This window comes from Streptomyces colwelliae (assembly GCF_048158785.1).
GTDB lineage: Bacteria > Actinomycetota > Actinomycetes > Streptomycetales > Streptomycetaceae > Streptomyces.
The window spans coordinates 1-13,444 of the sequence record NZ_JBLTJC010000288.1; the positions used below are offsets into that span (position 1 = coordinate 1).

A 13,444-nucleotide genomic window follows, 5' to 3' on the forward strand; every position below is an offset into this window, starting at 1 on the left:
GGCGGCGCGAGGCTGTTGATCCTCGACGTCACGGACGCCGACAGCATCACGGCGGCGGCGCGGCAGGTGGACGCCCTGGACGTCCTGGTCAACAACGCGGGCATCATGGCCGGCGGAAGCCCGGCACGCACCCGCTCACCCGCTGGAAGCACCCGCACGGAGCCGCAACGCCCTTCCCTCAACCCCGCTGCCCAGACAGGAGACGCCATGAGTACCGTGGCCGCTCAGCCAGTCCCCAACACGGTCGATCCCAGAACCGCCCGCAAAGTCACCCTCGCGGGCTGCGTCGGAATCTTCGCCGAGCTCTACGACAACGGCATCTTCGGCTTCATGGCCGGATCCCTCGCCGCCGTCTTCTTCCCCGGCTCCGACAACGCCGTCCAGCTCGTCTTCCTCGGCTACGCAGTCTCCTTCTTCTTCCGCCCCCTCGGCGCCGTCATCTGCGGCCACCTCGGCGACCGCATCGGACGCCAGCGGATGCTGGTCTTCGTCATCCTGCTGATCAGCGCCGCCACCGCGGCCATCGGCGTGCTCCCCAGCTACGCCAGCATCGGCATCGCCGCACCCGCCCTGCTGATCCTGCTCCGCGTCGCCCAGGGCTTCTCCGTCGGCGGTGAGGCCTCCGGCGCGATGAGCTTCCTCGCCGAGCACGCCCCGGAGGGCAAGCGCGGCCTGTACACGAGCTACGCGCAGATCGCCTCGTTCCTCGCGCTGCTCACCGGCACGCTGGTCGCCGCCGCGATGACCAGCGGACTCGGCTCCGCCCGCATGGAGTCCTGGGGCTGGCGCATCCCGTTCCTGCTCGCCGTGCCGCTCGGCATCGCCGGCATCTACATCCGCAAGCGCATCAGCGACACCCCCAACTTCACGCGCCTGAAAGAAGAGGACGGCCTCTCCAAGAACCCGCTCAAGGAGGCGTTCGCCTCCGCCGAGCACCGCCGCGCCATGCTGCTGGCCCTGTTCATCCCCCTGATGAACGGCTCCGGCTACTACGTCCTGTTCAGCTACATGCCCACCTTCATGAGCACCGAGCTGCACTTCGGCAAGGTCCAGGGCCTCCTCGTCACCGCCTCCAGCCTGGTCGCGATCTGTATCGCCATCCCCTACATGGGCCGCCTCTCCGACCGCATCGGCCGCAAGAAGGTCCTCGCCGGATCCGCCATAGCGATGGCCATCGTCGGCATCCCCTGCTACCTGCTGATCGGCACCGGCAACGTCGCCCTCGCCGTGATCGGCGCCTGCATCATGGCCGTTGTGTTCGCCGGCCACACAGGCGTCATCCACATACTCCTAGTCGAACTCTTCCCGACCCGTGTGCGCTACTCCGCCTACGGCCTGGGCTACAACGTCTCCTCCGCCCTCTTCGGTGGCACGGCCCCCCTCCTGATGACCTACCTCATCGACCGCACGGGCAACGTCAACATGCCGGCCTTCTACGCCGTGATCACGGCCCTGGGCACCCTCCTCGCGGTGTCCAAGGTGAAGGACCGCGCCCACCTGCCCCTGCGCGACGCCTGACCGCACCACGCGCCACGCACCACGCAACTCCCGCACCCGCACGCCCGTACAAGCCCCCCACCCCGCACAGCAAGGAGCCCTCAGCATGCCCATCTCCGACTACAGGACGGCCCTCGTCACCGGAGCGTCGACCGGCATCGGAGCCGTGGTCGTCGAACGGCTCGCCAAGCGCGGCCTGGAAGTCCACGCCGTGGCCCGCAACGCCGACCGGCTCAACACCCTTGCCGACGAGACCGGTTGCATCCCCCATGCAGTCGACATCACCGACACCGAGGCGCTCACCGCCGTCCTCGACGGCCTGGAGATCGACGTCCTCGTCAACAACGCGGGCGTCTCCCGCACCGGCAACATCCTCACCGCCGACGAGTTCGCCATCGACGAGCAGGTCGCCGTCAACATCCAGGCCGTCCTGCACCTGGTCCGCCTGCTCATGCCCGGCATGGTCGAGCGCGACCTCGGCCACATCGTCAACATCAGCTCCATCGCCGGCGTCTACAACTTCGGCGGCAACACGATCTACCACGCCACCAAGGCCGCCGTGCACACCCTCTCCCGCCAGCTCCGCGTCGACGGCTACGGCCGCCGCGTCCGCGTCAGCGAGATCTGCCCCGGCCGCGTGGAGACGGAGATCTTCGGCCGCCTCCTCGGCGACATGGAGGCCGCCCAGCGCGAGTACTACGACGGCTACGAGTCCCTGAAGCCCGAGGACATCGCCGACGCCATCGAGTTCGCCGTCGACTCGCCCCGGCACGTCAACATCGGCCACATCGAGATCCTGCCCACCTTCCAGGTGCCCGGCGGCCTCAACTTCGAGCGCAGGGAGGGCTGATCACCGTGAAGACGGCAGAGCGCCTGCGCCGTATCAAGCCCTCGCCGAGCACGGCCGCGGCGCAGCGCGTGCGCGAGCTGAAGAGCCAGGGCCTCACCATCCTCGACCTGACCGTGGGCGAGCCCGACTTCGACACCCCGGACCACGTGAAGGCCGCCGCGATCAAGGCGATCGAGGCGGGCGAGACCAAGTACACGCCGGTGAACGGCACTTCGGCCCTGCGCGCCGCGATCACCGGGAAACTCCGCGAGCGCCACGGCCTGGAGTTCACGGACGCGCGGATCACGGTCGGCGGCGGCGCGAAGCAGGTCATCTTCCTCGCCCTGATGGCCACGCTGGACGAGGGCGACGAGGTCATCGTCCCCGCCCCGTACTGGGTGTCGTACCCGGACATGGTCCGCGCCAACGACGGCACCCCGGTCATCGTCGACTGCCCCGAGGCGGACGGCTTCAAGCTGACCCCGGAGCGGCTCACGGCGGCCATCACCGAGAACACGCGCTGGGTCGTCCTCAACACCCCGGGAAACCCCACCGGATCGGCCTACACCGCCACCGAACTCCAGGCCCTCGCCCAGGTGTTGCTCGCCCACCCGCACGTCGGCGTCCTCACCGACGAGATCTACGACGAGATCTGGTACGGCGACGAGGCGGCCCCGTCCCTCGCGGCCGTCGAACCCCGCCTGGCCGACCGGGTGTTCCTCACCAACGGCGTCTCCAAGACGTATGCGATGACGGGTTGGCGTATCGGCTACGGGGTCGGCCCCGCGGACCTGGTCACAGCCATCAACACCCTTCAGTCCCAGACCTCTTCGTGCCCCTCGTCCGTGAGCCAGGCCGCCGCTGCCGCCGCGCTCACCGGACCGCAGGACTTCGTCCAGGACACCGTGCGCGTTTACCGCGCCCGCCGCGACGAGACCGTGAAGCTCGTCAACGACGTCCCGCAGCTGAGCTGCACCGTCCCGGACGGCGGCTTCTACCTCCTCGTCAACTGCCAGGCGGCCATGGGGCAGTTCACCCCGGCCGGCACCCGGATCGAGAGCGACGAGGACTTCGCCCGTCACCTCCTGGACAGCCAACAGGTGGCGGTGATCCACGGAACCGCGTACGGCGCCCCCGGCTACTTCCGTATCTCGTTCGCCACGTCGACGGACGTCCTCACCGAAGCCTGCGAGCGCATCGCGACGGCGTGCGCAGAACTGACCTCCGCACCCACCGCCCGACCCCTCTGAAAGGTCATCATGATCCGCGTCAGCACGAAGTTCGAGCGGCCGGAGCCCTCCGTCGTCAAGCAGCTGAGTGCCTTCTCCTCGGCCACCATCCACGAGGCGCAGGGCCGCCTCGGGGCGCTGGACTCGGCCATCAAGCCGGTCGACCACACCATGTCCCTGTGCGGTCCCGCGTTCACCGTGCAGTGCGCCCCGCGCGACAACCTGATGCTCCAGACCGCCATCGCCTACGCACAGCCCGGCGACGTCGTGGTCGTGTCCGCCGGCAACTACGAGGAGGCGGGCTCCTTCGGCGACGTCCTCGCCAACGCCTGCCAGTCCAAGGGCCTCGCCGGTCTGATCACCGACACGGGCGTCCGCGACACCGAGGACCTGCGCGCCCTGGGCTTCCCGGTCTTCTCGCGCAGCGTCTGCATCAAGGGCACGGTCAAGGAGACCGTCGGCCCGATGTGCGAGCCGATCACCGTCGGAGGGGTGCTCGTCCGCCCCGGTGACGTGATGCGTGCCGACGCCGACGGCGTGGTCGTCGTCCGCCGCGAGGACGTTGTCGAGGCGGCCGCCCTATCGCAGGAACGGATCGACGCCGAGGCCGGGTTCATCGCCGCGTACCGCGCGGGCAGGACGGTCGTGGAGATGTGCAACCTCGCGCCGGTCCTCGCGGCGAAGGGCCTCGTCATCGAGGAGTAGGACGGGCCCGCCGCGACCACCACCACTGAGCACCGAGCCGGGAAATACCGTACCCACGGGTGAGACCCAGGTTCGGATGCCAGGATGAGGCGCCATGACGGCAGGGTGGTGTGCGCGCACGGTGAGGGCCGCGATGTTCGCGGCCGTCTGTGTGCTGCTCGCCGCCCTGGCCCACGTCCTGATGTCCGGCCACCACGTGGCGGCGTGGGCACTGACCGCCGGACTGGCCGCGACCGGTGTCGCCGGCTGGTCCCTGGCGGGCCGTGAACGCGGCCTCCCGATGGTCGTGACCCTCGTGGTCGCCAGCCAGGCCGTCCTCCACTCGGCGTTCTCCCTCGCGGAGCCCGCGACAGGGGCGATGGCAGGGGAGTCGGCATCCATGAACGCATCCATGGACATGGGGTCGGCCGACATGGGCTCCATGCATATGAGCGCCACCGACACCATGGACATGGGCCATATGTCGGCCACCACCACAGGCACCTCCTCGCCCGGGATGCTCACCGCCCACCTCCTCGCCGCCCTGCTCTGCGGCCTGTGGCTGGCACACGGAGAGCGCGCCGCGTTCCGCGTCCTGCGGGCCGTGGCCGGACGACTGACCGCTCCGCTACGACTGCTGCTCGCCCTCCCCGCTCCGCCGCACCGTCCGCGGCTCCGGCCGCGCCGCCCCCGTTCCGAGCGGGCGCCGCGGCTTCTGCTTCTCGTTCACGCGATCACCTCTCGGGGTCCGCCCCTGGGGACCGCTGTCGTCTGACGACAGCCGGCATCCCGAGCCGCTCCCGCGTGCCTCGGGCCTCCGGCCGTACCCCCGCGCCGTGTCCCGGCGTCGCAGGGCGGCCGATCCCCTTTCACGGATTCACGGATGACCGAGAAGGACTCCAGGTGATCACTCCTGCCCTGCCCGCGCCCGACACGACGGAGCGCGCGGCGAGAGACCGCGATACGTCGGAGTGGAGCGACGAGTCGCTGACCAACTGGGCGCTCGCCGCCCGCCACGGCGACTCCGTCGCCGTCGACCATCTCGTGCGCGCCCTGCACCGTGACGTCCTGCGCTATGTCTCCCACCTCTGCGCGGACCCGCAGGCGGTCGACGACCTCGCGCAGGACACGTTCCTGCGGGCGCTCGGCAGCCTGCACCGCTTCGAGGGCCGTTCCTCGGCCCGCACCTGGCTGCTGTCCATCGCCCGCCGCGCGGTGATCGACAGCTACCGCCGCGCCGCCGCCCGCCCGCGCCTGTCCGACGTCCAGGACTGGCAGCTCGCCGTCGAACTGGCCCAGCCCCGGGGCCTGCCAGGCTTCGACGACGGTGTGGCGCTGCTCGACCTGCTGGCCGTGCTGCCGGACGAACGCCGTGAGGCGTTCCTCCTCACCCAACTCCTCGGTCTGCCCTACGAGGAGGCGGCGGAGTTCGCCGACTGCCCGGTGGGGACGGTCCGTTCACGGGTGGCCCGGGCCCGGGCCACCCTCGTGGATCTGTTGGCGGACGACCGCGTCCCCAACGCCCTTTAGAGCGGCGTCAGTTGGCGGCACGGTCGGGGAACAGGGCGTCCAGCGCCTCCCGTTGTTCGCGCCCCACGAACTGCGCGAGGCCTCGCCTGACCGTCTCGGCGAGTGACTCGGAGGCCTCGCGCAGGAGTTGGCTCGCCTTGTCGGTGAGGGCGACCTCGATGCCGCGCTTGTCGCCGCAGACGGACTTGCGGGTGACCAGGCCCGCGTGCTGGAGACACGCGATCTGATACGTCAGCCGGGTCTTGGGCCGGCCCAGCAGCTCCGCGATCCGGGTCATCCGCAGTCCCTCCTTGGGCTGCTCGGCCAGCAGGCACAGCACCAGGAACTCGTCGTGCGAGACGTCGAGGTTCCCCTTCACGACCGAGCGCAGCTCCTGCTCCACCGCGCCCGTCGCCGCCAGCAGCAGCATCCAGGCGCGCAGCTCGGGTGGGAGCAGCCCGTCGCCGCGCAGGGACGGACATTCGGGCTGGTCGGCAGGGCGCTCAACGGGGTCGGCCATGGGGTCGAGTCTACCTGTTGTCCAATTTTGGAGGAGGTGTTGTCCAGATTTGGATAATGGGCTAGCGTGAGGCTCATTCAAATTTGGACTACCGCAACCAGTGGGAGAGATCATGACCGTCGCCGTCGAGACCGGGGTGTGGCAGCTGGACCAGGCCGCCTCCACCGTGGGCATCAGCCACAAGACGATGTGGGGCCTGGTCAATGTGAAGGGCACCTTCGGCACCTTCAGCGGTCAGGGCGAGGTCCGGGGCGACGGCTCCGCCGTCGGCACGCTGACCCTGGACGCCGCCTCCCTGGACACCAAGAACGCCAAGCGCGACAAGCATCTGCGGTCCGCCGACCTGTTCGACACCGACAAGTTCCCGGAGATCACCTTCGCGGTGCGCAGCGCGGAGCTGCGGGCCGGTGACAGCGTGCACGTCGTCGGTCAGCTGACCGTCCACGGCATCAGCCGCCCGCAGACCTTCACGGCCCGGCTCAAGGACGCGACCGGCGAGGCGCTCACGCTGGACGCCGAATTCACCGTGGACCGCGACCAGTTCGGCCTGGGCTGGAACCAGCTGGGCATGCTCCGCGGCCTGACCACCGTCACCACCACGCTCCGCTTCCTGCGTACGGCCGCCTGACAGTCCGTCGAGCAGGCCGTCAACCCGTGGGCCGCAGCCGGATGTCCGAGCTGGACAGCGTCTGCGGGGTGGCGGTGAAGGCGCGGACCCGGATGCGGACCTTCTTGTGCGGCAGGGTGAACGTCCCGTCGGGCGGCCGGAGTTCGATGGTCCGTGTGCTGTGTGCGGGCAGCGTCGCCGGGCCGCCCACCTGGGACCAGTACCTGCTCATGCCCTGGCCCGTGGTCAGTGTGTAGTGGGGTGTGAGGGCGTCGCTGGACGAGTTGGTCACCTTGAGGGTCAGCCGGGTCACGACGGTGGGCAACGCGCGCCGTACACCCTTGAGTTGCATGTTCATGGGCGGTGCCCCCGTCGCCGCCACGGCGGCGCTCGCCAGCGCGGGCGTGACTAGGAGCACCGCCGCCACGACCCTGGCCCGGCGACGGTGCGGGCCGGACAGCGGCCGGGGACGCGGCTGCCACGCGGCACGGAACTCGGTGATCGGCGCGGTGACCGCCGAGGCCAGCCACAGCGGCGTCATCAGCAGGTAGTAGCCGTCCTGCGAACGGGTCGCCAGGTAGAAGGCGCACCACGGCAGGACGGTCGCCGCCGGCCCCAACCGCCGTACGAACAGCACGAACACGGCGAGCAGGCCCGCCGCCAGCAGCATGCTCGCGTGGGAGTACCAGTCGAGCCGGTCGCTGCCGTTCGTGAAGTACAGCGAGATGTCCACCAGGCCCTGACCGTGCACCACCGCGCCCTGCGTCAACGGCAGCGCGATGCCCCTCAGCCAGGTGCTCGGCTCGTGCACGATGAAATACGTGTTGATCAGCAGCCACACGGTGACGGCGACCCCGACGACTCGTAGCAGCACCGACCCCGCCTGCCGGGCGCCGAGTTCACCGCGCCGCACCGCGTAGATCCCGGCGAGCAGGAACGGCGTGAGGAACCAGGGGAGTTGCTGCGCCGCGCAGGCCGCCCCCAGGCACGCGGCCTGCGCGATCCCGGCAGGGCCGAGCCGGCCGCCCCTGCCGATCCGGGGCCAGCGGATCACCACCGGCACCAGCAACGCCAGGGCGAGCACGGCCGGATAGCCCTGACGGCCGTAGGTGGGAAGAAGACCGAGACCCAGGCACGCCATGGTGGCCGCCGACCGCCACTGCGTCGGCAGCAGCCGCCACATCAGGACCGCGGCCGCGATCAGCGCGCCGGTCGCGACGGCCGTCGCGGGGGCGCCACCGTGGCCGATCCACAGCAGAGGCGCCGTCAGGAGCGTCTCCAGCGGGGGATAGCCGTAGGTGTAGTCGTAGCCGCCGGTCACCGTCGGGGTGAGCGCGACGCCCTGGCCGGGGTGGAAGAGCCAGGGCCAGGGCTGGCCGTAGACCGGGTGTCCGGCGACCAGTTCCCTGGCGGCCTGGGTGGTGAGGACCGCCTCGTCGCCGCCGCTGTGGAACACGGACCACGCGGACAGCGTCAGCAGGACCGCCGTCACCAGCACGGCGAGATCGATCCGGGCCAGCGACCGCGCCCGGCGGACCACCAGGGCCAGCACCCCGCACACCAGGATCGAGGCGTAGCAGAGACAGACGACCGCGGCCACGACGAGCCGGTGGCTCGCGGCCTCCGTCCACACCGGGCGGACGCCGATGAACAGACTGATGTCGGCGAGCAGGGTGAGGACGCGGTGCCACTGCGCGGGAGGTTCCGGGGCGGACACCGCCGACTGCGTCCGCCGACCGGGTGTCACCTGTTGCGTTTCTGCCAAGTGCACGACAGGGGACGCTAATCACGCCTGGTGAGCCGGGTGTCCGGAGTCGTGAAGATTCGCGTATGAGACCGGTAAGAAGGCCTCGTCATGGCCTAAATGGGGCAAACTCGAACGGCTCTGTTCAACCGGCCGTGGCCGTCGGTTCATTCAGTAAACATCGCGCACATACCGCTTCGACGCCGCCAGTTGCTTCACGTACGCGGCCGCCTCGGCCTCGTCCAGCCCGCCGTGCGCGACCGCGATGTCACGCAGCGCGCGGTCCACGTCCTTCGCCATCCGCGAGGCGTCCCCGCACACATAGAAGTGGGCACCCTCCCGCAACCAGTGCCACAACTCGGGCCCGTGCTCCCGCATCCGGTCCTGCACATACACCTTCGCGCGCTGGTCCCGGGAGAACGCCGTGTCCAGCCGGGCGAGCGAGCCCTCGGCCGACAACTCCGCCAGCTCCTCCTCGTAGTAGAAGTCCGTCGCGCGATGCTGCTCCCCGAAGAACAGCCAGTTCGGCGCGGGATGCCCGAGCGCGCGTCGCTCCTGAAGGAATCCGACGAACGGCGCGACACCGGTGCCGGGTCCGACCATCACCATCGGGGTCGCGGGATCGGCGGGGGGCCGGAAGTGCGGGGAGCGCTGCACGAACACCGGGACTTCGGTCCCCGCCTCGGCGTCCGCCAGGAACGGCGAACAGACTCCGCCGCGCGGGCGGCCGTCGAGACTCTCGTACCGCACCACCGACACCGTCAGCGAGACGCTGTGCGGGTCGACCAGCGGGCTGGAGGAGATCGAATACAGGCGCGGCTGGAGCTTCTTGAGCACCCCGGCCCACTCCTCGGCCCCCGCCCTCACCGGATACTCGGCGAGCACGTCCACCGCCTGTCGCCCCCAACTCCACTGCGCCAGCCGGTCCTTGTTGTCGGGCCGCAACAGCCTGCGCAACTCCCGGTCGTCCCGGGCCCGTTCGGCCACGAAGCGGAGCAGATCCGGGGTGATCCGGGTGATGTCCAACTGCCGGTGAAGCGCCTCGGTGAACGGCACCTCTCCGATGCCTTCCAGTTCTACGGCCGTTGCGGCGTCGGTGCCGGTGGCGGTGAGCCATTCCTCCACGAGGGAGCGGGAGTTGACCGGCCGCACGCCGAGTGCGTCACCGGTCTCGTACGTGAGGTCGGTGCCGCTGGTGTCGAAGGTGAACCGGCGGACCTCCTTGCCCGCGCCGGGGCGGCTTGGGGGACGCCGTCCCGGTGGCTGTCCCGGTGACCGTCCCGGTGGTCGCTTCGCTGCCGAGCGCGGTGATCACCTGGCCCAGCCACGCGTCCGCCGACGGCTCGAAGTCCGGCTCGCAGTCCGTGCGCGGAGCCAGCCGCACCCCGCCCAACTCGTCGAGCCGCGCGTCGAGTCGGCGCCCGTGCCCGCAGAAGTCGCCGTACGACGAGTCGCCCAGGGCGAGGACAGCGAACCGCACTCCGTCCAGCCGGGGCGCCTGCTCACCGGCGAGCGTGTCCCAGAAACCGGAGCCGTTGTCGGGGGCGTCGCCGTCGCCGAACGTGCTGGTGATGAAGAGGAGATCGGCGTCGGCCGGGAGCGTGCCGACGTCGGCCTGGTCCATGCCGAGCAGGGTCGCCCGGTGCCCGGCCGAGCCCAGCCGTTCGGCGGTGGCCGCCGCCAACTCCTCGGCGTTGCCGGTCTGCGAGGCCCACAGGACGACTATCTGCCGACCCGCCTGACGCTGCGACGGGGGAGCGGTCGCCGAGCGCGAATACATGCCGGCGAGCACGCCGTTGACCCACACCGCGTGCTCGGCGCTGAAAGGCGCGTCCGGCGGGAGCGTGGGCACACCCGGGGCGCCGGACTCGATACCCGCGAGGAAGCCGGTGAGGTAGAGGCGTTCCTGCACGGTGAGGACGGGCGGTGGAGTCGGGTCGAGGCCGAAGGGATTCGCGCCCGGGGTGACGGCGGTCGGAACAACCGCCTTCTGGGAGACCTCTGTTGAAGCCGGTGTAGATGTCGATGACGACGTCGGTGCCGGTGCCGGCGCCGCACCCGCCACCCTCGCCAACGACACCGCGCACACCTTGAACTCCGGCTGGAACGACACCGGATCCACCGCGTCGCTCGTCACCGCGTTGACGCTCAGATACTCGCCGAAGAGGTCGTTCCAGTGGAACGGCGCGAAACAGTTCCCCGGCCGCACCCGGTCGGTCACCACGGCCGGCAGCACCGCCCGTCCCCGCCGCGACGCGACCTCCACCGAATCGCCCTCCTCGATCCCCAACTCCCGTGCGTCCAGCGGATGCAGCTCCACGAAGGGCCCGGGGTTCAGCTTGTTGAGCTTGGCGACCTTGCCCGTCTTCGTCAGCGTGTGCCACTGGTGCTGCAACCGCCCGGTGTTCAGCACGAACGGATAGTCGTCGTCGGGCAGTTCGGCGGCGGGCATGTGCGGGCGAGCGTGAAAGACGGCCCGCCCACTGGCGGTTGGGAACCTCAGCCGACCCCCGCCCACGTACCGGATGGGATTGCGGTCCGGCCCGTCCTCCTCCGCCGCCGGCCACTGCACCGGCGTGGACCGCAGCCGCTCGTACGTCACCCCGCGCAGGTCCCAGCCGGTCACCGGGTTCCAGAACTGCCGTATCTCCTCGAAGACTTCCTCGGCGCTCTCGTACGTGAAGCCCTTCTCGTACCCCATCGCACACGCCACGGCCGCGATGATCCGCCAGTCGGCCATCGCCTCGCCGGGCGGACCGACGACGGGTCGGGCGAGCGTGAGGGTGCGCTCGCTGTTGACGAGGACGCCCTCGGACTCGGTCCACAGGGCGCCGGGGAGGACGACATCGGCGTAGGCGTTGGTCTCGGTGTCGGTGAAGACGTCCTGGGTGACCACGAACTCGGCTGCTTCCAGGCCCTCTATGACGGTCCGTCGGTTGGCGACCGAGGCGACCGGGTTGGTGCAGACGATCCAGCAGGCCTTGATGTCGCCGTCGGCCATCTTCTGGAACATCTCGACGGTGCCCCGGCCGACACCGTCCGCGCGGATGGTGTCCGGCGGCAGACCCCACACGTCCTCGGTGAACTCCCGTTCCGCGTCGACGAGTACAGACCGCTGACCGGGCAACCCCGGTCCCATGTAGCCCATTTCACGGCCGCCCATGGCGTTCGGCTGGCCGGTGAGGGAGAACGGCCCGCTGCCCGGACGGCAGATCGCCCCCGTCGCCAGATGCAGGTTGACCAGGGCGTTGGTGTTCCACGTGCCGTGCGTGGACTGGTTGAGCCCCATCGTCCAGCAGCTCATCCACTCGCCCGCCTCGCCGATCAGCCGGGCCGCCGTACGGATGTCGTCCTCGGCGAGACCGGTGAGGGCGGCGACGGCGTCCGGCGCGTAGTCCGCGAGGAACGCGGGCAGCGCCTCCCAGCCCTCGGTGTGCGCGGCGATGAACTCCGGGTCGGTGTGCCCGTTCTCGTGCAGCAGCCTCAACAGGCCGTTGAGCAGGGCGAGATCGGTGCCCGGCGCGATCTGGAGGAAGAGGTCCGCCTTCGCCGCCGTGGCCGTCCGGCGCGGATCGACGACGATCAACTTGGCGCCCGCCTTGACCCGTTCCATCATCCGCAGGAAGAGAATCGGATGGCAGTCGGCCATGTTCGAGCCGATGACCAGGAACACGTCCGCCCGCTCGAAGTCCTCGTACGACCCCGGCGGCCCGTCCGCGCCCAGCGACGACTTGTAACCGGCGCCCGCACTCGCCATGCACAGCCGGGAGTTGGACTCGATCTGGTTCGTCCGGACGAACCCCTTGGCCAGCTTGTTCGCCAAGTACTGCGCCTCCAGGCTCATCTGCCCGGAGACATAGAGGGCGACCGCGTCCGGCCCGTGCTCGTCGACGATCCGCCGCAGCCGCCGCGCGGTCTCGGCGATCGCGTCGGCCACGGGCGTGGGCACCGGCTCCTCGCCCCGCTCGTCGCGCACCAGCGCCGAGGTGAGCCGGCCCGGTGCGGCGAGCATCTCGGCCGTGGTGGCGCCCTTGGTGCAGAGCCGCCCGCCGTTCGCCGGGTGCGCCTTGTCGCCGGACGCCCTGAGGACCGTAGGCCTGCCGTCGGGGCCCGCGCCGACGTCGAGCAGCATGCCGCAGCCCACACCGCAGTACGAGCAGACCGTCCGTACCTGCCGTGCCGGGGTCGTCGTCATGCCGTCGACCGTACGAATTGCCCGTTACGCCGAGGTCACGCGGCCGGATCATGAGGGGTTACGCCCGCTGCACAACCGGATCGGGGCCACTGTGAGATGCGGCCCGATCTTGTCGCGGAGTGTGTCGCAGTTGGGCCGAACGGGTGACAGTGCGCAACAATTGGCGGATGCAGACTGCCAGCGCGACCCAGGACGGAGCATGCCGGTGAACAGCCACGATGTCACCGACGAACAGTGGGAAGGGCTCGCCCAGGTAGTGCCGCTGCGGGGGCGCGACGCCTGGCCGTCCGCCGTGAGCCACCGTTCGATACCCGAGACCGAGCCACGCCGCCGTTTCGTCGTCCTCCGCGTGAACGTGTTCGGGGACGCCCGCGAGGTCGCGGAGACCCTGATGGCGGGCATCCCGGTGCTGCTCGATCTCACCGGCGCGGAGACGGACGTCGCCAAGCGGGTGCTGGACTTCAGCACGGGCGTCGTCTTCGGCCTGTCGAGCGGGATGACCCGCGTCGACCGGAACGTGTTCCTGCTCACGCCGCCGGGCGCTGGGAGCCGGTGTCGAGAGCCCCACCGTGCTCGGCGCTGCGCGCCTCCGCGCGCTAGTCCGCGCGTGCCGCCGGTGAGGACGTACAC

General features: G+C 70.3%; 9 protein-coding genes and 2 pseudogenes. 8 read left to right on the plus strand and 3 right to left on the minus strand.

Features of this window, described 5'->3' with window-relative positions:
* Positions 1–207: 207 nt before the first annotated feature.
* The 6 genes from ACNFOC_RS39455 to ACNFOC_RS39480 all read left to right on the plus strand — a co-directional run bounded on the left by ACNFOC_RS39455 (position 208) and on the right by ACNFOC_RS39480 (position 5,769).
* A complete protein-coding gene (locus ACNFOC_RS39455; RefSeq protein ID WP_416963831.1) occupies positions 208–1,518 on the plus strand; it encodes an MFS transporter in 1,311 nt (436 codons plus the stop codon).
* A gap of 85 nt (positions 1,519–1,603) precedes the next feature.
* Positions 1,604–2,347 carry an SDR family oxidoreductase gene (locus ACNFOC_RS39460; protein WP_416963822.1) on the plus strand — a complete coding sequence of 248 codons (744 nt, stop codon included), beginning with the start codon at positions 1,604–1,606 and terminating at the stop codon, positions 2,345–2,347.
* Positions 2,348–2,352: 5 nt separating this feature from the next.
* Positions 2,353–3,576, plus strand: coding sequence for an aspartate transaminase (locus tag ACNFOC_RS39465; protein ID WP_416963823.1), 1,224 nt, complete (start codon positions 2,353–2,355; stop codon positions 3,574–3,576).
* A gap of 9 nt (positions 3,577–3,585) precedes the next feature.
* Positions 3,586–4,260 (plus strand): 4-carboxy-4-hydroxy-2-oxoadipate aldolase/oxaloacetate decarboxylase, encoded by a 675-nt coding sequence (locus ACNFOC_RS39470; protein ID WP_416963824.1) that lies wholly within the window; start codon positions 3,586–3,588, stop codon positions 4,258–4,260.
* A gap of 94 nt (positions 4,261–4,354) precedes the next feature.
* Positions 4,355–5,014, plus strand: a complete 660-nt coding sequence (locus ACNFOC_RS39475; protein ID WP_416963825.1) for a hypothetical protein — start codon at positions 4,355–4,357, stop codon at positions 5,012–5,014.
* A 128-nt stretch (positions 5,015–5,142) separates the two neighbouring features.
* Positions 5,143–5,769 carry a sigma-70 family RNA polymerase sigma factor gene (locus ACNFOC_RS39480; protein WP_416963826.1) on the plus strand — a complete coding sequence of 209 codons (627 nt, stop codon included), beginning with the start codon at positions 5,143–5,145 and terminating at the stop codon, positions 5,767–5,769.
* A 7-nt stretch (positions 5,770–5,776) separates the two neighbouring features.
* On the opposite strand, the gene ACNFOC_RS39485 is transcribed toward ACNFOC_RS39480, so the two are convergent.
* Positions 5,777–6,268 carry a MarR family winged helix-turn-helix transcriptional regulator gene (locus tag ACNFOC_RS39485; RefSeq protein ID WP_416963827.1) on the minus strand — a complete coding sequence of 164 codons (492 nt, stop codon included), beginning with the start codon at positions 6,266–6,268 and terminating at the stop codon, positions 5,777–5,779.
* Positions 6,269–6,380: 112 nt separating this feature from the next.
* Between ACNFOC_RS39485 and ACNFOC_RS39490 the strand changes: the two genes are divergently transcribed.
* Positions 6,381–6,896, plus strand: coding sequence for a YceI family protein (locus tag ACNFOC_RS39490; RefSeq protein ID WP_416963828.1), 516 nt, complete (start codon positions 6,381–6,383; stop codon positions 6,894–6,896).
* A 19-nt stretch (positions 6,897–6,915) separates the two neighbouring features.
* On the opposite strand, the gene ACNFOC_RS39495 is transcribed toward ACNFOC_RS39490, so the two are convergent.
* Together ACNFOC_RS39495 and ACNFOC_RS39510 are read right to left on the minus strand one after the other, a co-directional pair.
* Positions 6,916–8,592 (minus strand): hypothetical protein, encoded by a 1,677-nt coding sequence (locus tag ACNFOC_RS39495; protein WP_416963829.1) that lies wholly within the window; start codon positions 8,590–8,592, stop codon positions 6,916–6,918.
* A 198-nt stretch (positions 8,593–8,790) separates the two neighbouring features.
* Positions 8,791–12,814, minus strand: a pseudogene (locus ACNFOC_RS39510) (bifunctional nitrate reductase/sulfite reductase flavoprotein subunit alpha).
* A 199-nt stretch (positions 12,815–13,013) separates the two neighbouring features.
* Between ACNFOC_RS39510 and ACNFOC_RS39515 the strand changes: the two are divergent.
* Positions 13,014–13,355, plus strand: a pseudogene (locus tag ACNFOC_RS39515) (cell division protein SepF); the annotation flags it as partial.
* Positions 13,356–13,444: the final 89 nt, after the last annotated feature.

Excerpts from the sequence above, each read along its gene's own strand:
- ACNFOC_RS39455 (WP_416963831.1), top strand. The coding sequence starts at position 208 with ATGAGTACCGTGGCCGCTCAGCCAGTCCCCAACACGGTCGATCCCAGA.
- ACNFOC_RS39460 (WP_416963822.1), top strand. The coding sequence starts at position 1,604 with ATGCCCATCTCCGACTACAGGACGGCCCTCGTCACCGGAGCGTCGACC.
- ACNFOC_RS39470 (WP_416963824.1), top strand. The coding sequence starts at position 3,586 with ATGATCCGCGTCAGCACGAAGTTCGAGCGGCCGGAGCCCTCCGTCGTC.
- ACNFOC_RS39475 (WP_416963825.1), top strand. The coding sequence starts at position 4,355 with ATGACGGCAGGGTGGTGTGCGCGCACGGTGAGGGCCGCGATGTTCGCG.
- ACNFOC_RS39485 (WP_416963827.1), bottom strand. The coding sequence starts at position 6,268 with ATGGCCGACCCCGTTGAGCGCCCTGCCGACCAGCCCGAATGTCCGTCC.
- ACNFOC_RS39490 (WP_416963828.1), top strand. The coding sequence starts at position 6,381 with ATGACCGTCGCCGTCGAGACCGGGGTGTGGCAGCTGGACCAGGCCGCC.